The 21,055-nt window shown below is 25.3% G+C and carries 18 protein-coding genes and 1 pseudogene; 10 read left to right on the top strand and 9 right to left on the bottom strand.

Annotated elements, in window-relative coordinates; all coding sequences use genetic code 11:
* Positions 1-67: 67 nt before the first annotated feature.
* The 5 genes from tsaB to zwf form a co-directional block, all read right to left on the bottom strand.
* On the bottom strand, positions 68-607 hold the full coding sequence (tsaB, locus tag AB4W74_RS01645; RefSeq protein ID WP_367681736.1) for a tRNA (adenosine(37)-N6)-threonylcarbamoyltransferase complex dimerization subunit type 1 TsaB: 540 nt from the start codon (positions 605-607) through the stop codon (positions 68-70).
* A complete protein-coding gene (locus AB4W74_RS01640) occupies positions 604-732 on the bottom strand; it encodes a hypothetical protein (protein ID WP_367681735.1) in 129 nt (42 codons plus the stop codon). Before AB4W74_RS01640 ends, tsaB begins: the two co-directional genes overlap by 4 nt.
* Positions 733-782: 50 nt before the next feature.
* Positions 783-2,363 (bottom strand): TerC family protein, encoded by a 1,581-nt coding sequence (locus AB4W74_RS01635; protein WP_367681734.1) that lies wholly within the window; start codon positions 2,361-2,363, stop codon positions 783-785.
* Between the two features lie 401 nt (positions 2,364-2,764).
* Positions 2,765-3,643, bottom strand: a complete 879-nt coding sequence (gene htpX / locus AB4W74_RS01630; protein WP_367681733.1) for a protease HtpX — start codon at positions 3,641-3,643, stop codon at positions 2,765-2,767.
* Positions 3,644-3,842: 199 nt separating this feature from the next.
* Positions 3,843-5,315, bottom strand: coding sequence for a glucose-6-phosphate dehydrogenase (gene zwf, locus AB4W74_RS01625; RefSeq protein WP_367681732.1), 1,473 nt, complete (start codon positions 5,313-5,315; stop codon positions 3,843-3,845).
* Between the two features lie 236 nt (positions 5,316-5,551).
* Here zwf and pyk point away from each other — a divergent pair, with 236 nt between their 5' ends.
* From pyk to AB4W74_RS01610, 3 genes are all read left to right on the top strand, one after another.
* On the top strand, positions 5,552-6,997 hold the full coding sequence (gene pyk, locus AB4W74_RS01620) for a pyruvate kinase (RefSeq protein WP_367681731.1): 1,446 nt from the start codon (positions 5,552-5,554) through the stop codon (positions 6,995-6,997).
* Positions 6,998-7,710: 713 nt separating this feature from the next.
* The gene (gene znuC, locus AB4W74_RS01615; RefSeq protein WP_367681730.1) at positions 7,711-8,421 is read left to right on the top strand and encodes a zinc ABC transporter ATP-binding protein ZnuC; all 711 of its coding nucleotides are present in this window, start codon (positions 7,711-7,713) and stop codon (positions 8,419-8,421) included.
* A gap of 26 nt (positions 8,422-8,447) precedes the next feature.
* Entirely contained in the window at positions 8,448-9,242 is a 795-nt protein-coding gene (locus AB4W74_RS01610) for a metal ABC transporter permease (protein ID WP_367681729.1), read from the top strand.
* 18 nt (positions 9,243-9,260) lie between these two features.
* Here AB4W74_RS01610 and aspS read toward each other — a convergent pair whose 3' ends face one another.
* From aspS to trxB, 3 genes are all read right to left on the bottom strand, one after another.
* Positions 9,261-11,015, bottom strand: a complete 1,755-nt coding sequence (aspS, locus tag AB4W74_RS01605; protein ID WP_367681728.1) for an aspartate--tRNA ligase — start codon at positions 11,013-11,015, stop codon at positions 9,261-9,263.
* 169 nt (positions 11,016-11,184) lie between these two features.
* Positions 11,185-11,403 carry a translation initiation factor IF-1 gene (gene infA, locus AB4W74_RS01600; RefSeq protein ID WP_367681727.1) on the bottom strand — a complete coding sequence of 73 codons (219 nt, stop codon included), beginning with the start codon at positions 11,401-11,403 and terminating at the stop codon, positions 11,185-11,187.
* Between the two features lie 121 nt (positions 11,404-11,524).
* Positions 11,525-12,484 carry a thioredoxin-disulfide reductase gene (gene trxB, locus AB4W74_RS01595; RefSeq protein WP_367681726.1) on the bottom strand — a complete coding sequence of 320 codons (960 nt, stop codon included), beginning with the start codon at positions 12,482-12,484 and terminating at the stop codon, positions 11,525-11,527.
* Between the two features lie 341 nt (positions 12,485-12,825).
* On the opposite strand from trxB, the gene serS reads away from it, so the two are divergent.
* From serS to tpiA, 7 genes and pseudogenes are all read left to right on the top strand, one after another.
* Complete coding sequence (serS, locus tag AB4W74_RS01590; protein ID WP_367681725.1) at positions 12,826-14,106, top strand: serine--tRNA ligase; 1,281 nt, start codon at positions 12,826-12,828, stop codon at positions 14,104-14,106.
* A 28-nt stretch (positions 14,107-14,134) separates the two neighbouring features.
* Entirely contained in the window at positions 14,135-15,220 is a 1,086-nt protein-coding gene (serC, locus tag AB4W74_RS01585; protein WP_367681724.1) for a phosphoserine transaminase, read from the top strand.
* A gap of 31 nt (positions 15,221-15,251) precedes the next feature.
* Positions 15,252-16,538, top strand: a complete 1,287-nt coding sequence (gene aroA / locus AB4W74_RS01580; protein ID WP_367681723.1) for a 3-phosphoshikimate 1-carboxyvinyltransferase — start codon at positions 15,252-15,254, stop codon at positions 16,536-16,538.
* A gap of 45 nt (positions 16,539-16,583) precedes the next feature.
* Positions 16,584-17,266, top strand: a pseudogene (gene cmk, locus AB4W74_RS01575) ((d)CMP kinase).
* A 105-nt stretch (positions 17,267-17,371) separates the two neighbouring features.
* Positions 17,372-19,051 carry a 30S ribosomal protein S1 gene (rpsA, locus tag AB4W74_RS01570; protein ID WP_367681722.1) on the top strand — a complete coding sequence of 560 codons (1,680 nt, stop codon included), beginning with the start codon at positions 17,372-17,374 and terminating at the stop codon, positions 19,049-19,051.
* 49 nt (positions 19,052-19,100) lie between these two features.
* On the top strand, positions 19,101-19,388 hold the full coding sequence (ihfB, locus tag AB4W74_RS01565; RefSeq protein ID WP_367681721.1) for an integration host factor subunit beta: 288 nt from the start codon (positions 19,101-19,103) through the stop codon (positions 19,386-19,388).
* 94 nt (positions 19,389-19,482) lie between these two features.
* Positions 19,483-20,256 (top strand): triose-phosphate isomerase, encoded by a 774-nt coding sequence (gene tpiA / locus AB4W74_RS01560; RefSeq protein WP_367681720.1) that lies wholly within the window; start codon positions 19,483-19,485, stop codon positions 20,254-20,256.
* Here tpiA and AB4W74_RS01555 read toward each other — a convergent pair whose 3' ends face one another.
* Positions 20,257-21,045 carry an MIP/aquaporin family protein gene (locus AB4W74_RS01555; protein WP_367681719.1) on the bottom strand — a complete coding sequence of 263 codons (789 nt, stop codon included), beginning with the start codon at positions 21,043-21,045 and terminating at the stop codon, positions 20,257-20,259.
* Positions 21,046-21,055 lie beyond the last annotated feature (10 nt).

The raw sequence follows: 21,055 nt of genomic DNA, 5'->3' as shown, positions 1-21,055 counted from the left end.
CAGTATAATCAATACTGAAGTATATTTAATATTTCAGTATTGATCTTTTTAATTTTAAAATATTTTTTTAAAATAATGTATCTAAATAATTATTACTGACTTCAGTAAAATGCAAAAATTCTTTCTTTTTAATTTTGAATAAAGCCAATGGGATTATATCTTGTGCATTAGGATATAAAATTTTACTTTTTTTTGATATTGAAAAATTATTAAATTTAATTTTTTCCCATCCATCTCCAACTAAAGTCCATTTTTCTTTAAAATTTTTCATTTTTTTTTCTATTGTATTAATATGGATTAAAGATTCTGTTTTTTCTCCTATCCATAATGATATATCATGCCTAATATACTCACCCCAATATACTTGTCCTAATTTAGCACTAATGGCTATTAGTATTTTTTTTATTTTATATTTTCTCCATGCTTTTTCAGCTATTATAGATAAAGTTGAAATGTCTAATATAGGTATTTTTAAACTTAAAGAAAAACTCTGCGCAATACCTATAGCAATACGTATGCCAGTAAATCTACCTGGTCCTTTTGAACAAGCTACATAATTTAATTCTCGTAAGGTGATGTCAGCATTTTTTAGTATTTGCTTAATCATAGGTAAAATTTTTTTAGTATGTTCTTTTTTACATTTTTCTGATATTGAATATATTTTTTTTTTTTATATACAGCAACTGAACAATAATCCATTGAAGTATCAATTGCTAAAATTGTGTCAGACATTCTTTTCTCAAAATTGATGGAATAAAATGAAGTTTTATTTAAATAAAAAATTATGTAGAATATGTTTTATTTATATCTTGGTTCTTAATAATTCTAACTAAATCAATACGATATTTTGTAGCTTTTACAATATGAAAAGAAAAATTATTAATATAAATTATATCGCCTTGCGAAGGTAGTTGACCTTTTTGAGAAATTAATAGACCTCCTAAGGAAGCACAATCTTCTTTTTTAACTAATTCCTTTGTATTTAGGAGTTGTTGTAAAGAATGTAAATCTGTTTCTCCCTTAACTAACCAGCTATTTTTTTCTTGTATAATATCTGGAGTTTCATCTGCATCTGGAAATTCTCCTGCTATAGCTTCTAAAACATCTAATGGTGTAATTAGACCTTGAACAACACCAAACTCATTACTTACGATTACAAAGCTACCTTGAGCACGACGTAAGACTCCAAGTAAGTTTATAGGATCAAGAGTATCTGGTATAATAATAGGTGGTATTTTAGAAGAAAACTGATAAACATCTATTTTTTTTTCAATAGCAACTAATAATTCTTTAGCTCTAACAATTCCTATTATTTCATCTAATTCACCTTTACATACAGGGAATAAACTATGAGGTGTGTCTAATAATTGCAAGCGAATTTCATTAATATTTTTTTCTGTATTTACCCAAGATATATTACTTCGAGGAGTCATAATGCTTTTAATAGATCGACCAGCTAAGGTAAGAACTCCATTGATCATATATTTTTCTTCTTCTTTAAAACTCTCTGTTTCTAGAGAAGATGAAATTGCTATTTCTTTTGTATTGTTAACTTGTTTTCTTTTTATTTTTGTATTTTTATTTTTCTCTCTTATCATTAAACGTAATATAGCTTCAGCCGCTCTTTGTCGCATAGGTTTTCTAGATTGGTTTTTCATAAAGTTATGACGAGCGATTTGATTGAAAATTTCAATTAAAATTGAAAATCCTATTGCTGCATATAGGTATCCCTTCGGGATATAAAATCTTAATGCTTCTGCAACTAAACTAAATCCAATCATTAATAAAAAACTAAGACATAGCACAACTACTGTTTGATGAATGTTAATAAATTTTGTTAATGCTTTTGATGCTAATAACATTAATATTGTAGCTAATATTACTGCTATCATCATAATTAATAATTGATTAACCATTCCAACAGCTGTAATGATTGCATCTAAAGAAAAAACTGCATCTAAAATAACTATTTGAATTACTACAGCCCAAAAACTAGCATAATTTTTATTCTCTGTATTATCATGATCTTCATTTTCTAATCGTTCGTGTAATTCAATAGTAGCTTTAAAAAGAAGAAATAAACCACCAATAAGTAATATTAAATCACGTATTGATAAAGAAAAGAATTTATTACTAATAATAGGAGAAGTCAGTGTTACGACCCAGGATATCAATGATAATAATGCTAATCGCATAATCAAAGCTAATCCTAAACCAATTAAACGTGCTTTATCTCTTTGATTAGGAGGTAGTTTTTCTGATAAAATTGCCACAAATATTAGATTATCAATTCCTAATACTACTTCTAAAATAACTAATGTTAACAAGCCGGCCCAGATTGACGGGTCTAAAAAAAACTCCATCAGAAAACTCCATAAAAAATAGGACAGAGCAATATTTAATATATCTAAGATATAATATGAATATAAATTCATATAATATATTATTATATCAATAAAATTATAAAATAGTTAAGATAAAATATAGATCATATTTGATTAAATCGATTTTTGAGAGACTTTTTTTATATGAAGATAGAAATTATTTTTTAACTTTAAATAAAGTTTTTCGATTTTTATTTTTTATTAAAAATTTTATTTTTGGTATTTTTTTAAAAATTATAAAAAGATAATCTTTTTTATAAATAATTTATATGTTTTTAATAATTAATTTTTTTCTGAAAATAAATTATTAATATTTTTTTAAAATTTATCTCTTAATAGAAATTTTTTCTACTAAGAGAGATATATTGATATTTTATATACTACATGTATTTTTTTTCATTTAGCGCTTCTATTCTTTTTTCTAAAGATGGATGAGAAGCAAACAATTTAATAAATGAATTATATTTTCCATTAATACAAAATGCAATTATACTATTTGATTCTTGAGGTTCATGACTAGATTTTAATCGATTCAAGGCAGAAATCATTTTGTCTCGACCAACTAATTTTGCTGAACTTGCATCAGCATAAAACTCTCTATATCTAGAAAACCACATTGTAATAATACTTGCAAGTATACCAAAAATTAGTTCTAAGAAAGTAGAAATTAAAAAGAACAAAAATGAATCTTTTCCATCTTCATTGCTGTCGTTTCGGTTATTTGAAAGTAAATTAGTTAATGCTTCTGACAAAATGCGAGATATAAAAATAACAAAGGTGTTTACGACACCCTGGATCAAAGTCATAGTAATCATATCACCATTTGAAATATGACTTATTTCATGAGCAATAACTGCTTCTGCTTCATGCCGTGTCATATTTTCTAATAACGCCGTCGAAACTGCTATTAAAGCTGAATTACGACGTGGTCCTGTTGCAAATGCATTAATGTCGTCCGCTTGATATATTGCAATTTGAGGCGTTGAAATCCCTATTTTTATTGATTGTTGATGTACAGTATTAACCAACCAATTTTCTATATCATTAGATGGAGATTTAACAATTCTACCATTTACAGAACGTAGTGCAATCCATTTGGACATCAGTAAAGATAATATAGAACCACTAAAACCGAATAAACTAGACATAATTAAGCAACCATAAATACTTTCAGACTGAATTCCGGTAAGAGCTAGAATTAGACTGAACATTAACATGACGGCTAAATTAGTTAATAAAAAAAGAATAATACGTATCATAAGATATTATCTTCCTTTTTAAAAAAAATAGTATTTAAAAAATTAGTAGTTAATACAATACACTTAAATAAATGTAATATATATATTATAAAAATTTTTTTAAAGATTTATATTTACGTATTAATAGTAAAAAGTAATTTTTTAAGCTAACATAATTTTCTTAATTAAGTCAAGATCGATAGATTATTTAATATTACTTTTAATTAAATTTTTCCCAAGATCGATTATCTTGCATAATGATCATATCTGAATTTTTTGGCCCCCATGTTCCAGCATTATAAAACTGTAAAGTATTTATATTAGTTTTTTGATAAGCATATATAATTGGATCAATCCATTTCCATGCTTCTTCTACTTCATATCGAGAAACAAATAAAGATTGTATTCCTCTCATACTTTCAAATAAGAGTCTCTCATAGGCATCAATTAGATAATTGTTTTTTAAATCAAAGTAACTATATTCCATTTTATTAGATTCTAATTTGTATTCTTTATTAAGTCCTGGTACTTTATTAATAAATTCAAACTTAATATTTGGATTAGGTTCTAGACGTATAATTAATTTATTTGGTGATAAATTATTATTAAATTCTTCAAATAAACTTTTTTCTATTTTTTTAAAAACAATAACTATTTCAGAATATTTTTTTTCTAAACGTTTTCCTGTTCTTAAATAGAATGGAACACAGCACCATCTATCATTATTAATTTGAACTTTCATAGAAATAAATGTTTCTGTTTGGCTATTTTTATTTGCACCATATTCTTCTCTATAAGCAGGTACTTTTTTCCCGTTTATAATCCCCGATATATATTGACCTCGCGCAATTGTATTACTAATTTTATTTATGTCAATTTTTTTAAGCGATTGAAGTATTTTAATTTTTTCATATCTAATATCTTCAGTTGTAATACTTTTTGGTTGGTCCATTGCAATAATAGTGAGAATTTGTAAAAGATGATTTTGTATCATATCTCTTGTTTGTCCCATTTGATCAAAATAATTCCATCTATTTTCAATACCTACTGATTCAGATACTGTAATTTGAATATGATCAATAATTTTTTGATTCCAATTATGAAAAAATAACGAATTTGCAAATCTTAAAGCAAGCAGATTTAATATTGCTTCTTTTCCAAGATAGTGATCAATTCTAAAAATTTGTGATTCTGAAAAATATTTCGATATTTGATTATTAATTTTTTTTGATGTTTCTAAACATATTCCCAATGGTTTTTCTATTATTATTCTAGATGACAAAGTATTTAAATTAACTTTTCCCAATCCTTTAAAAATCGCATTAAATGTATTTGGTGGGACTGCACAATAATAAATGATTATATTTTTTTTTTGATCTAAAATTTTTTTTAAGTTTAAAAAATAACAATCTTTAAATACATCAATATTAACAAAAATTAAACGTAAACTTAATTTTTTCCAAATATTTTCATCAAATTTTTCATTTAAAAAAAGTTTTATTGCTTTTTTTGTTATTTTTATATACTCTTCTGTATTCCAATCTGCACGACCTGCTCCAATTATACGTGTATTTGGGTGTATTTTTTGATATTTTTCTAATTTGTACAAAGCTGGTAGTAACTTTCTTTTTGCCAAATCTCCTTTTGTTCCAAAAATAACTAAATCGCAAGCTTGATTGTTGTCTGTAATCATAATTTTCTCTTTAAATTAAAAATACATATGCAATATGTATACTATATCTTGATATATAAAAATATTTTTTATTTAAAAATTTTTTTAGTATAATTAGTGTTAAAATATTTATTTTTAATAAAAGCATTTTTTAATTTTACTAAATAAGCAAACAAATATAAATGAAAATTTCGCATACTTTTTTATACTAAAAAATATACTTAAAATAAAAAAACAATAAAAATTAAGAGGTTTGTATGTTACACCGTTTGAGAAGAACTAAAATTGTAGCAACATTAGGACCTTCTACAGATAAAGATGGTAATCTTGAAAAGATTATTAAATCTGGTGCAAATGTTCTTCGTTTAAATTTTTCGCATGGTTCATCTGATGAACATAAAATAAGAGCAAAAAATGCGAAAGAAATAATGTCTAAATTAAATTTTCATATTGCTCTTTTAGGTGATTTGCAAGGACCAAAAATTAGGATTTCGAAATTTAAAAAAAATAGCACTTTATTAAAAGTCAATGATATTTTTATATTAGATGCTAATTTAAATGAAAAAGATGGAAATAACAAAAAAGTTGGTATCGATTATAAAAAATTACCAAATGATTTAAATGTAAATGATATTCTATTGTTAGACGATGGACGAATACAATTAAAAGTAACGGAAGTTAATAAATTTGAAATATTTACAAAAGTTATTATAGGAGGAATACTTTCAAATAATAAAGGTATTAATAAATTAGGTGGTGGTTTATCTGCAAATGCATTAACAGAAAAAGATAGAAAAGATATTATTCTTGCAGCTGAAATTGATGTAGACTATTTAGCTATATCGTTTCCTCGATGTGGAAATGATTTAATAGAAGCGCGAAAATTATTGAGAAATGCAGGTAGCAATGCTAAAATTGTAGCTAAAATAGAAAGAGCCGAAGCAGTCATTGATCAAAAATCTATTGAAGATATAGTATCTTGTTCTGATGCAATTATGATTGCTCGAGGCGATTTAGGTGTTGAAGTTGGTGATGCTGAATTAGTCGGTATTCAAAAAAAATTAATTAGAACAGCTAGAAAACTAAACAAAGTAGCAATTACAGCAACACAAATGATGGAATCTATGATTTTGAATCCTTTGCCAACTCGTGCTGAGGTTATGGATGTGGCAAATGCTGTTTTAGACGGCAGCGATGCAGTTATGTTATCTGCTGAAACTGCATCTGGAAAGTATCCATCTGAAACTATTATGAGCATGGCTAAGGTATGTGAGGGTGCAGAAAAGGTTCCTAGTATTAATATTTCTAGACATCGTCTTAATTTAGAATTTCAAAATATTGAAGAAGCAATTGCTATGTCATCAATGTATGCCGCTAATCATTTAAAGGGTATTACAGCGATTATCACTATGACAGAATCTGGAAAAACAGCATTAATGACATCGAGGATTACTTCTGGATTACCTATATTTGCTCTATCAAAACATAAAAAAACTTTAAATTTAACTGCTCTTTATAGAGGCGTAATTCCTATTTTCTTTAATAGTCGCAATGATGGTGTTAAAGCTGCGAATGAGGCTATAATACTTTTATGTAAAAAAGGTTTTTTATTTAAAGATGAATTAGTTATTGTTACTCAAGGTGATATTATGGGGGAAAAGGGGAAAACTAACACCAGTAGAATTTTAAAAGTAATTTATTAATTTAATTTTTAAATTAATTAAAAATACTATTTTTTATAGTATAAATTTTAAATAAATCCAGTAAAATCAAATAACGAAATTTTATTTATTAAAATTATAAAATATTTTTAAAGCAGTTAATATATCGACCAAACCATTTTAAGAGAAAATGTATATAGCTGCTTTTTATAAAAGCATGCTCATCTTATTTTTTAATAGATAATTTGTAATATTATACAAACATAGAGTCCCCTTTTTTATACTAAAATATTTTTTAAAATTTTCTAATTTTGTAATTTATAAAAATCTTTAAAATATTTATATGCATTTTAGGAGTAAAATATTTTATATATTTATATATAATAATTTTTTTTGAAGCAGTTAGTTTAATCAAAATCTCATTTATTTGTACTGCTTCTATTAATAATAATTTTACCTGATAGCTATAAATTTATTTTATATGATATATAACTAATATCTTTTTTATATTTAACAAAATTATTTTTACTTGAATGTATTCTTTTTATAATGATTAATTTTATAAAACCTAGAATTTTTAAAAAAGTGAATATATTACTATAAGTATTATTTGATATTAAAATTAATAATATCATTTTTAGTATAGAAAAAAGATTTCTTTTTATTTTTTGATATAATATATATATGTTCATCTGAAAAAAAATATTTTATAATAGTTGATCCGATAGATATTTTTACATAAAATTGATCTAATTATGATAGAATTTGTTACTTTAAAAAATATTTTTGTTCGATTTTCTAATCGTTATATTCTTTCTGATATATCATTTTCTCTAATTCCTAATCGTATCGTGACTCTAATAGGGCCAAATGGAGCTGGAAAATCTACTTTAATTCGTGTTATGTTAGGATTAATTCAACCTAATTTAGGAAGTGTTATTAGATTTCCTGGTATATCAATTGGTTATGTTCCTCAAAAAACATGTTTTAATAATTTATTACCTATTACTGTAGAAAGATTTATGCAATTATCAAAAAGAAAAAAAAATGTGAATATATTAAAAGTATTACAACGTGTAAATGCAGCATCACTACGACATTTTCCATTACAAAAATTATCTGGAGGAGAAATACAACGTGTTCTTTTAGCTAAAGCATTATTAAATAATCCTAATTTACTTATTTTAGATGAACCATTGAAAGGAGTTGATATAATAGGTCAAATCGATTTATATGAATTAATTAATCAAATTCGATCTGAAATTCAATGTTCTATTTTTATAGTTTCGCATGATTTAAATTTTGTTATGGCCAAGACAGATTATGTTATTTGTTTAAATACACATATTTGTTGTTCTGGAACGCCTAGAAAAGTTTTTAAAAGTTCAGAATTTATTTCTATATTTGGTTTAAAACGAATAAGAGAATTAGCAATTTATCAACATAATCATGATCATATACATTAATTTTAAAACCATAGAGTATTTTTTTTATGTTTGAATTAATTTATCCAGGATGGCTAGCTGGTATATTATTATCTTTTTCAACAGCGCCTCTAGGTGCATTCATTATTTGGCGTCGTATTTCATCTTTTGGTAACACTTTATCTCATTCTTCTATACTTGGTTTAGTTATATCTGTTTTTTTTAAAATTGATTCTTTTTATGCAGTATTACTATTTATGATATTTCTTGCAATAGTTTTAGCATGGTTAGAAAAATCATTATCAATTTCTTCTGAAACAATACTCAGCATAATATCCTATACTTCTTTATCTTTAGGTATAATTTGTATGAGTTTTATTTCTACGGCTAGACAAATACATTTTAATAATTATTTATTTGGTGATTTGTTAACTATTACAAAATCTGATTTATTTACTATTGCTTTAGGTAGTTTTTTTGTTTTAATGATTTTAGTTTTTCGATGGAATTCTATTTTGTCGGCAACGATTAATGAAGAATTAGCGCAAATAGAAGGTATTAATATTTTTTTCGTACGATTAACTTTAATGTTAATGACTTCCTTGGTTATTTCTATTGCAATTAAATGCGTTGGGGCGTTATTAATTAATTCATTATTAGTTATTCCTCCTGCCACAGCACAAGTTTTTTCAGATTCTCCAGAAAAAATGATTATTTTTTCAATATTAATTAGTATTTTTTCGGTTACAGGTGGAATTTTTTTTTCCTTTTTTTATAATACCCCTACGAGTCCATCTATTGTTTTATTTGCTTGTTTTCTATACTTAATAATTAATATTAAAAAATTAATTTTGAAAAATTAATATTTTTATTGTATTTTTTTATTTTTTAAATAAATTTAATCCTAATTCTTTTAAAATTATTTTTTTTAATTTACTAGGCGAATTAGTCATTAGACAACTTGCTGAAGTTGTTTTTGGAAAAGCAATTACATCTTTAATATTAGTAGTTTTTGTTAAAAGCATTACTATTCGATCTAACCCTAAAGCTATTCCTGCATGAGGAGGCGCACCATATTGTAATGCGTCTGTTAAAAATCCAAATTTTTCTCTTTGCATATCTTTTTTTATTCCGATAATATTAAAAATTTTTTTCTGTGTTTCGGCATTATGGATACGTACTGAACCACCACCAATTTCATAACCATTAATAACTAAATCATAACTATCAGAAATAGCATCATCTAATTTTTCTTCAATTTTCTTTTTATCGGTTGTTTTAAAAGCAGTAAATGGATGATGATTAGAAGAAAATTTACCAGAAGAATCTTTTTTAAACATAGGAAAATCTACAATCCAGACTGGTTTCCAAGTATTTTTTTCAAAAAATGTAAAATCACTTCCTAATTTAGTGCGCAACATTCCAAGAGATTTATTAACAGTTATTTCTTCATCAGCCGCTAGAAATAAAATATCTCCTTGTTTTGCTCCTGTTCTTTTTAAAATAATATTTAATATTTTATTATCTAAAATATTTTTTATTGAGCTTTGTATATTTTCGTATACATTTTGAGAATTTATTATTTTTATGTAAAATATTTTTTTTAGACCAAATTTTTGAACATATGTAGAATATTCATCAATTTTTTTCCTACTTATTTTATCACCTTGACAAAAACATAATAATGCTATTTTATTTTTTTTATTTTTATTAATTTTAAAAAATGATAAGAACTTTTCTTTAATAAAAATATCAGATACATCAATAATTTGCATTGGATTCCGCAAATCAGGTTTATCTGTTCCATATCGTTGCATAGAATCATGAAAAGACATTTTAAGAAATTTAGTTAAATGACAATTAATAGTTTTAATCCAAATTTTTCTAATTAATTGTTCTATAAGTTTTTGAATTTTTTTAGAATTTATAAAAGATGCTTCGATATCAATTTGGGTGAATTCTGGTTGTCGATCTGATCGCAAGTCCTCATCGCGGAAACATTTAACTATTTGATAATATTTATCGACACCTGAGATCATTAATAATTGTTTAAATAATTGAGGTGATTGAGGTAATGCATAAAACTTTCCTGGATAATTTCTACTAGGAACTAAATAATCTCTAGCACCTTCTGGTGTAGATTTTGTTAAAATAGGTGTTTCAATGTCTAAAAAATTTCTTTTTGTCATGAAATTTCTTACTAGATAAGTAATGTTGTTTCTAATTTTAAGATTTTGTAATATTTTAGAACGACGAAGATCTAAATAGCGATATTTTAATTTTATATCATCGTTGCTATTATTAGCATAATCTAAAGGCAATTTTTTTGAGATATTAAAAATATTTATTTTATTTACTAAGACTTCTAAATCTCCAGTATTTAAATTTTTATTTTTTTTCTTTCTTTTTCTAACAATGCCTGATATTTTAATGCATGATTCATTTCGTAAGGTAGAAGCTTTTTTAAAAGCTACATTATTTTCTATTTCAAAAATTAGTTGAACAATGCCAGTCCAATCTCGCATATCTATAAAAATAAATTGACCAAAGTTTCTTATTTTATGCACCCATCCACATAAAACTATTGATTTATTTAAGTCAACTATCTTAATATTTCCACAATATTTAGTACGCATACATTCTCTACAAGATTTATTTTTTAAATATTTTTTAAAGGTAATTTTTTATGTAAAAAAATTAAAAATCTTTAAAACAAAAAAAATTTTAAGAAAACTACTTGGGAGTTATTTTTTAAGAAATATAATAGATTATTTAATATTTAATTACATTCGAAGTTAATAGCACTTAACGACTTCTAAAAATAATTCTGCCTTTTGTTAAATCATATGGAGTTAATTCAATGGTAACTTTATCTCCTGTTAGGATTCGTATGTAATTTTTTCTCATTTTTCCTGAAATATGTGCAGTAATGATATGTTGATTATCTAATTGTACACGAAACATTGTATTCGGTAATGTATCAATAACTATTCCCTGCATTTCAATGTTATCTTCTTTAGCCATTTTTTTCTCTATAATTAATTATTACTAAAAATTATTTATATCTTTTTATTATATCTTATACTAGTCGTTTTGACTAGTATGTTTTAATTCGGTAATATTTTTATAAATTTTATAAATTATTTTATGGTAATAATGTATTAAGATAACGTTCGCTATCTAAAGCTGCCATACATCCACTAGCAGAAGACGTAATTGCTTGCCTATATACATGATCCATTACATCTCCTGCGGCAAATATGCCTTCTATGTTTGTTTGAGTATAACCTTCATGTTTTCCTTTTTTAACTTGAATATATCCATTTTTCATCTTTAATTGATTAATAAATATATTTGTATTTGGAACATATCCAATTGCAATAAATATTCCAGATACCATAATTTTTATTTTTTTATTTTCTTTTAAATTTTTATTTTGAATCAATAAGTGAGTTACACCTTGTTTATTGCCTAAAATATTTTTTACAGTAAAATTTAAATATAGATTCACTTTTTTAGTTTTTACAATTTTTAATAATTTATCAATCAAAATTTTTTCAGCTTTAAAAATACTTCTTCTATGAATAAGATGCACTTTTTTTACAAAATTTGATAAAAATAATGTTTCTTCTATAGCTGTATTTCCGCCACCTACTACTGCGACTTCTTTGTTTTTATAAAAAAAACCATCGCATACTGCACAAGTTGATACGCCCTTTCCTTTAAATTCTTCTTCTGAAGCTAATCCTAGATAACGAGGATTAGCACCTGTAGCAATAATAAGTGCATCACATGTATATTTATAATTTTCTCCTAACAAAAAAAATGGCCTTTTTTTTAATTGAACTGAAATAATGCTGTCACAAATAATCTCTGTTTTAAATTTAATTGCATGTTTATTCATACGATCCATCAATTCAGATCCAGTAATATTTTTAATGTCACCAGGCCAATTTTCAATATCATTTGTATTCATTAATTGACCGCCTTTATTTGTTCCAGTAATTAATAATGGTTTTAAATTGGCACGTGCGGCATATATAGCGGCAGTATATCCTGCAGGTCCTGAACCTAAAATAATTATTTTTTTGTGATTGAATTCCATTTTATATTTCTCTTAAGATAAATTAAAAAATTATGTTGTTTAAATATTTTATTAAAAATATAATTTTGTATAAAATATAAGGTTAATTTTAAAGATATATAGTTTTTTTACATAAATATTTTTTCTGAATTAAGTTATTGATAATTTAAATTAATTTATTTAAATAAAATAAATAATAAATTTTATTTTATATTTTTAATGTATTAATTATTGATATAATTAACAGTATATTAAATACTATTATGAGTAAATGTGTTATTTTTCTTTAAATTAATAAAATTATTTTGAAAAATAATTTTTAAGAGTAATTTAACCATAAAAATAAAAGACCTAAAAAAACTATGTTAAATCCCGACTTATTACGTAATCAATTATCTTTAATAGCAGAAAAATTATTAAAAAAAGGTTTTCAACTCGATGTTTCATTAATTTCCTACATGGAAAAAAAACGTAAAAATTTACAAATTAAAACAGAAAACTTACAATATAATCACAATAAATTATCAAAATTATTTCAAACAGAAAGAAATTCTGAAAAAATAAATAAAAATTTAAAAAAAGAACTTACAGAATTAACTAAAATTTTATCTGAATTAAAAATAAAACTTACTTTATTACAAGAAAAAATTCATAATTTTTCTATATCTATACCTAATATTCCTTCTAATGATGTCCCAGAAGGGCATTCGTCAAATGAAAATAAAATAATAAAATATTGGGGGGAAAAAAAAGAATATGATTTTTTAGTACAAGATCATGTAAAAATAGGAAAAAAATTAAATCAACTAGACTGGAAATCTTCAGCAAATATATCAGGTTCAGGGTTTGTTGTTATAAAGGGAAATTTTGCTCTTTTGCATCGTGCGCTAAGTCAATTTATGTTAGATTTACATACTTCAGAACATGGGTATACAGAAACCTATGTTCCTTATTTAGTTAATTATAATGCGTTATATGGAACAGGTCAGCTACCAAAGTTCAGCGATGAATTATTTCATATACATGCTGATAATAAAAAATATGCATTAATTCCAACATCAGAAGTTCCATTGACAAACTTATTTCGTAATCAAATATTAGATGAAGAAAAATTACCTATTATGTTAACTGCGCATACTCCCTGTTTTCGATCTGAATCTTTTTCTTATGGACAAGATAGTAAGGGATTAATTCGATTGCATCAATTTGATAAAGTTGAGCTTGTACAAATCGTTCAACCTGATTTTTCTATGGATGTGTTGGAAGAATTAACTGGTCATGCAGAAAAAGTTTTACAACTTTTAGAATTACCATATAGAAAAGTTCTTTTATGTGGAGGCGAAATGAGTTTTTCTGCAACTAAGACATATGATTTAGAAGTATGGTTTCCTTCTCAAAAAAGGTATAGAGAAATTTCTTCTTGTTCTAATATGAGTGATTTTCAATCTCGTCGTATGAAAACTCGTTATCGAAGAAAATCAGAGAAAAATAAGAATTTTGTTCATACCTTAAATGGTTCAGGATTAGCCATTGGTAGGACTTTAGCTGCTATTTTAGAAAACTACCAAAAAAGCAATGGTCAGGTAGAAGTTCCTAAGATTTTACAAGATAAATATATGAAAGGTATTAAATTTATTAATTGATTAAATATAAACAATTATCGGTGAAATAATGAATTTAATTTATAATTTTAGCGCTGGACCAGCTATGCTTCCCAAAGAGGTACTTCATCAAGCAGAAAAAGAATTACGTGATTGGAATCAAATAGGTTCTTCTATTATGGAAATTAGTCATCGTAGTAAGGAATTTATTCAAGTTAGTTTAGAAACAGAACAAGACTTACGAGACTTATTAAGTATACCTGATTCTTATGAAATATTATTTTGTCAAGGAGGTGCTCGAGGTCAATTTTCTGCTGTACCAATGAACTTATTAAAAAATTGTAAATATGCAGATTACATTAACAGCGGATATTGGTCAAATTGCGCACTAATAGAAGCTAAAAAATACTGTATTCCTAATAATATATTAATTAAACAAGTACAATATGATAAAATTTTTCTTTTAAAACCTTCTGAATGGAATATAAGTGATACTTCTGCATATATTCATTATTGTCCTAATGAAACTATAGATGGAACATCAATTTATGAAGAACCAAAATTTAAAGATAAAATAATAGTTGGAGATTTTTCGTCATTTATTTTATCCCGAAAAATTAATATTGAAAATTATGGTTTAATTTATGCAGGTGCTCAAAAAAATATTGGTCCATCGGGTATCACAATTGTTATTATTAGAAAAGATTTGATAGGATATGCTTGTAAAATGTTACCTTCTGTTTTTAATTATCATATATTGTCAAAACATAATTCTATGTTTAATACTCCGCCTACATTTTCTTGGTATTTATCTGGATTAGTTTTTAAATGGTTAAAAAAGAAAGGTGGGATAAAAAACATTGAAAAATTAAATGAAAAAAAATCAAACTTATTGTATCAAATAATAGATGATAGTGATTTCTATATTAACAACATAGATAAAAAAAATAGATCTAGAATGAATATTGTATTTCATTTACATGATTCTAAGTTAAATAATTTTTTTTTAGAAGAAGCTAAAAAATTTGGTTTACATGCTTTAAAAGGACATTATGCAATCGGGGGGATGCGTGCGTCTGTTTATAATGCAATGCCATTAGAAGGTGTCCAATCTTTATCAAAATTTATGTTGTATTTTGAAAAAAGATATGGATAAAAATTGATTTTTAATAGAGTATTTTTTTATTATGCAAAATTGTTTAAAATTAAAACCAGTATCCTATGTAGAGGGAGAAGTTCATTTACCTGGTTCAAAAAGTATATCAAATAGAGTTTTATTATTATCCGCTATGGCTAGTGGTATTACTTGTTTGAATAACTTATTAGATAGTCAAGACGTTGAGTATATGTTGAGTAGTTTAAAAAAAATTGGAGTTAAGTTTGTTTTATCAAAAAAAAATACAACATGTCATGTTTATGGTATTGGAAAAGCATTTTTTTTGTCTGACACAATTTCATTGTTTTTAGGAAATGCAGGAACTGCTATGCGTCCTCTTCTTGCAGCATTGTCATTAAATAAAAACAATATTTTATTAAGTGGAGATAATAGAATGCATGAAAGACCAATTAAACATCTTGTTGATGCTTTAAAACAAGGTGGGGCTATTATTGAATATAAAAAAAATATAGGATATCCTCCTATTTTAACAAGAGGTGGTTTTACAGGTGGTTCTATTGTAGTAGATGGCCGTATTTCTAGTCAGTTTTTAACATCATTGCTAATGATTTGTCCATTAGCATTAAAGGATAGTAAGATTACTATTAAAGGTAATTTAGTTTCTAAACCCTATATTGATATTACATTAAATCTAATAAAATCTTTTGGTGTTAATATTAAAAATGATGCGTATAAAGTTTTTTATATACAGGGTAATCAAACATATACATCACCAGGCAATTATTTAATAGAGGGAGATGCGTCTTCAGCATCTTATTTTTTAGCAGCTGCTGCTATCAAAGGCGGTTCAGTGAAAGTTATTGGGATAGGTAAAAAAAGCATACAGGGAGATATAAAATTCGCAGATGTTCTTAAAAAAATGGGAGCAATTATTAATTGGGGCGATTCTTTTATTACTTGTACACGTAATAAATTAGAAAAAATAGAATTAGATATGAACCATATCCCGGATGCAGCAATGACTGTTGCTATAGTATCGCTTTTTGCTAACGGAACTTCAATTATCAAAAATATATATAATTGGCGTGTTAAAGAGACTGATCGATTATCAGCAATGACTAAAGAACTAAAAAAAATTGGAGCTATAGTAAAAGAAGGAAGAGATTTTTTAGAAATTACTCCTCCTAATTCTTTTCAATTTGCAGAAATTAATACATATAATGATCATCGTATGGCTATGTGTTTTTCTTTGATATGTTTATCTGGTATAAGTGTAAATATACTTAATCCCAGCTGTATTTCTAAAACTTTTCCTTCTTATTTTCAAAAATTCCTAAATATTAGCAAATTTCGTTAATTTTTTCTTTGCATTTATTTAACCTATTTAATTTTTAAGAAAAATATGAATAATAAAATTCCTGTTGTGACAATTGATGGACCCAGTGGTGTTGGAAAAAGTTGTTTGTCTAAAGCAATTGCTCAAAAACTTAAGTGGCATATATTAGAATCAGGTATAATATATCGATATTTAGCATTTTTTATGTTAAAAAAAAAATTCCTATTGTAGAAAAAAATATTATTCCTATTATAGAAACAGTTAGACATATTTATTTAAAAAAAAGATTAATAAAATACTCAAAAAAAATAACTTTTCGAAAAGTTAGCGAGATTGCTTCTCAATTAGGAACACTAGGCAAAGTGAGAAAACTTTTACTGAATCAGCAAAGGCGTTTTCGTTGTTTTCCAGGTTTGATAGCAGAAGGACGAGATATGGGTACAATAGTTTTTCCTGATGCTATCGTTAAACTTTTTTTAGATGCAACATTAGAATCTCGAGTTTATAGAAGATTTTTACAATTAAAAAAAAATGGATATTACGTTAATTTCAAAGAATTATCAAAAGAAATGAAAATTCGTGATGAACGTGATAAGAATAGATTAATTTCTCCTTTATGCCCATCAGAAAATGCTATAATATTAGATTCAACAAATATGAATTTTAATGAAGTAATGAATTTTTTTATGAAATTATATTATAAAAAAATAAATGTTTATTTTACAAAAAAACAAAAATTTTTATTGTAAAATTGTACGCTTTTAATATGGATTATTAAAAGATATATAAAATAAGCTCATTTTAGCATGAAGTTAAAATGAACATTTAATGAATTTTTTTTAAATATTATTAATATGAATGAATCTTTTGCTCAATTATTTGAAGAATCGCTAAAAGAGATTAAAACTCGTCCAGGTTCTATTATTCGTGGAGTTGTTGTTTCTATAGAAAAAGATATAGTACTTGTTGACGCTGGTCTTAAATCTGAATCTTCTATTCCATCTGAACAATTTAAAAACTCCCAAGGAGTGCTAGAAATAAAAATTGGAGACCAAATTGACGTAGCTTTGGATGCTATTGAAGATGGATTCGGAGAAACACTTTTATCTCGAGAAAAAGCAAAACGACATGAAGCATGGTTAATATTAGAACAAGCTCATGAAAAATCAGAAATAGTTATAGGTATTATTAATGGAAAAGTGAAAGGTGGATTTACTGTAGAACTAAATGATATACGTGCGTTTTTACCGGGATCTTTAGTAGATATTCGTCCTGTTAGAGATACTATTCATCTTGAAGGTAAAGAACTAGAATTTAAAGTAATTAAATTAGATCAAAAAAGAAATAATGTTGTTGTTTCCCGAAGAGCGGTAATTGAATCTGAAAACAGTGCCGAAAGAGATCAATTACTTGAAAATTTACAGGAAGGTATAAAAATTAAAGGTATTGTAAAAAATTTAACAGATTATGGTGCTTTTGTAGATTTAGGCGGAGTCGATGGATTACTACATATTACTGATATGGCTTGGAAAAGAGTAAAACATCCAAATGAAATTGTAAATGTTGGTGATGAAATTGATGTTAAAATATTAAAATTCGATAGAGAAAGAACGCGCGTTTCTCTAGGATTAAAGCAATTAGGCGAAGATCCTTGGATAGCTATCTCCAATCGTTATCCTGAGGGAATTAAGTTAACTGGTCGTGTGACAAATCTAACAGATTATGGCTGTTTTGTAGAAATCGAGGAAGGTGTAGAAGGTCTTGTACATGTATCTGAAATGGATTGGACAAATAAGAATATTCATCCATCTAAGGTAGTTTCAGTCAATGATATGGTAGATGTTATAGTTTTAGATATTGATGAAGAACGTCGTCGTATTTCTCTTGGTTTGAAACAGTGTAAAATTAATCCTTGGCAACAATTTTCTGAAACTCATAAAAAAGGAATTCGTGTTGCTGGAAAAATAAAATCTATTACAGATTTCGGCATTTTCATTGGGCTAAAAGGTGGTATTGATGGATTAGTACATTTATCAGATATTTCATGGATTACTCCAGGTGAAGAAGCTGTTAAAAATTATAAAAAAGGTGATGAAATATCAGCTATAGTTTTACAAGTAGATGCAGAACGAGAGCGTATTTCTTTAGGAATTAAACAATTAGAAGACGATCCTTTAAATACATATATTTCAAATTATAAAAAAGGTGCTATAATTACAGGAAAAATCAAATTCTTTGATAAAAAAGGTATAATAGTAAAATTATCAGAAGGTATAGAAGGAAATATAAAATTTTCTGAATCTTCTCGTCTTCATTATGAAGAAATAATAAAAAAATCAAAAATAGATGATACTATTTTAGTAAAAATATCTAATTTTGATCGAAAAAATAGAATTATTAATCTTAATTTTTATATTTCAGATAAAAATGAACATATTAAAGATGTAAAAAATAAATCAAATGCAAAATTAAATGATGAATCTTTTTCAAACGTTATGGCAGAAGCCTTTAAAGCCGCTAAAAATACTGAATAGTTATTTAAAGTTTTTTTGTAAATTATATGTATAATTTTATAGAGGATTTATGACGAAATCAGAATTATTCGAAAGAATTGCTGAAAAAAAATCTCATATTTCAAGTAAAATAATAAAATATGCTATAAAGGAAATTCTCGAACATATATCAATTTCATTATCTCTAGGAAAAAGAATTGAAATTCGAGGATTTGGTAGTTTTTCTTTACATTATAGATCTTCTCGAATAGGTCGGAATCCTAAAAATGGAAAAAAAATACAGTTAAATGAAAAATATGTACCGTATTTTAAACCAGGAAAAAAACTAAGAGATCGAACTAATATTTTGTATAAATAACACATTTTATTAATTTTGTAATAGAAACTAAGTAAATATTTTACTAAAAAACTTAGTTTCTATAGATATAAAAAAATATACTTGGCATAAGAATATGAAAAAAAAAATTATTGTAGCTAATTGGAAGTTAAATGGTAGCATAAAAAGCATTTCGTATTTTTTAAGTTTCCTGAAATCAAAAATTCCTCTTTATTCAAGAAAAAATATCATTATAATTGCACCTCCTACGGTATTCTTAGAGCGAGTATACAAGAATATACGTAATACAAACGTTTTCCTTAGTGCACAAAATATAGATGTAAATATTAATGGTGCATTTACTGGTGAAAATTCAGTTTTAATGATGAAAGATATTGGTGTTCAATATGTTATACTTGGTCATTCTGAAAGACGTTTATTTCATTATGAAAATGACGAAATCATTACAAAAAAGTTTGGCTTAGTAAAAAAACTAAATTTAGTGCCTATTTTATGTATAGGGGAAACTGAAATAGAAAAAAAATCAAATCAAACTAAAAAAATTTTAAAAAAACAACTCAAGTCTATATTAACTGTTTTTGGAGAAACTGCGTTTAGAAATACGATTATTGCATATGAACCTATTTGGGCTATTGGGACAGGTGTTTCTGCAAATCCAGATGATGTACAATTAATACATCAATTTATAAAAAATTATATTAAAAAATATGATACTATTAGTGCAGAAAAATTAATTGTACAATATGGTGGATCCGTAAACTCGTTGAATGCAGAAAATTTTTTAAAAAAAGTAGATATAGATGGATTGTTAGTTGGCAGTGCATCTTTAAAACATGAAGAGTTTTTAAAAATCATAGAGATATCTGACAATATTTTACAAAAAAAATAATTATCTCTTCAAGATAATTATATATATCCAACCACCTAAATTTATACCTAGGATAGGTGCGATTTCCGGTATTAAAAAATATGGCAATATATTTTTATGATCATTTATAAATACCAACTTACCCCATCCGAATAAACTTAAAAATATTCTAGGACCTAAGTCTCGTGCTGGATTTAAAGTTATATTGTTACAATCTCCTAGGGATAAATTAAGCAATGTTACTAAAATTCCTATTAAAATAGGTCTCATAAAATTATAAGACTGAAAGAAATTATTTTTTTCATTTATTTTCATTAGTAAAACTATAAAAAGAGATGAAATAATTATTTCTAATATAAAATCATAAATAAAATTATTATTTTCTTTAGGGAAAATACAAAAGATGGAAGCTAATTCAAGACTTTTTTTTGTTCCTCTTATAATATTATATTTATTTTCAAATGTAATTAATAATTTGTAATATATAATATATACGATAATACTAAAGAAAAAAGTTCCAAAAATTTGTGATATTAGATAAGGTATGACTTTTTTTTTATTAAACTGCGAAGATAACCATAGAAAAATAGTAATAGCAGGATTTAAATGTGCTCCAGAAATTGAAAAATTAAAATAAATTGATATAGATACTCCTAACCCCCAAATAAAACTCATTTCATAATGATTAAAATGAAAATTAGTTAATTTTGATGCTCCTAAAAAGATAAATCCGATAAATACTATCAAACCTGTTCCAAAAAATTCAAAAAAACATTGTTTTAATAGTTTTTTTTTACTACAAAGATTCATTATCGACGTA

This window comes from Buchnera aphidicola (Hyalopterus amygdali) (assembly GCF_964059015.1).
GTDB classification, from domain to species: domain Bacteria; phylum Pseudomonadota; class Gammaproteobacteria; order Enterobacterales; family Enterobacteriaceae; genus Buchnera; species Buchnera aphidicola_BN.
This window is presented reverse-complemented; position numbering and strand designations above follow the sequence as displayed.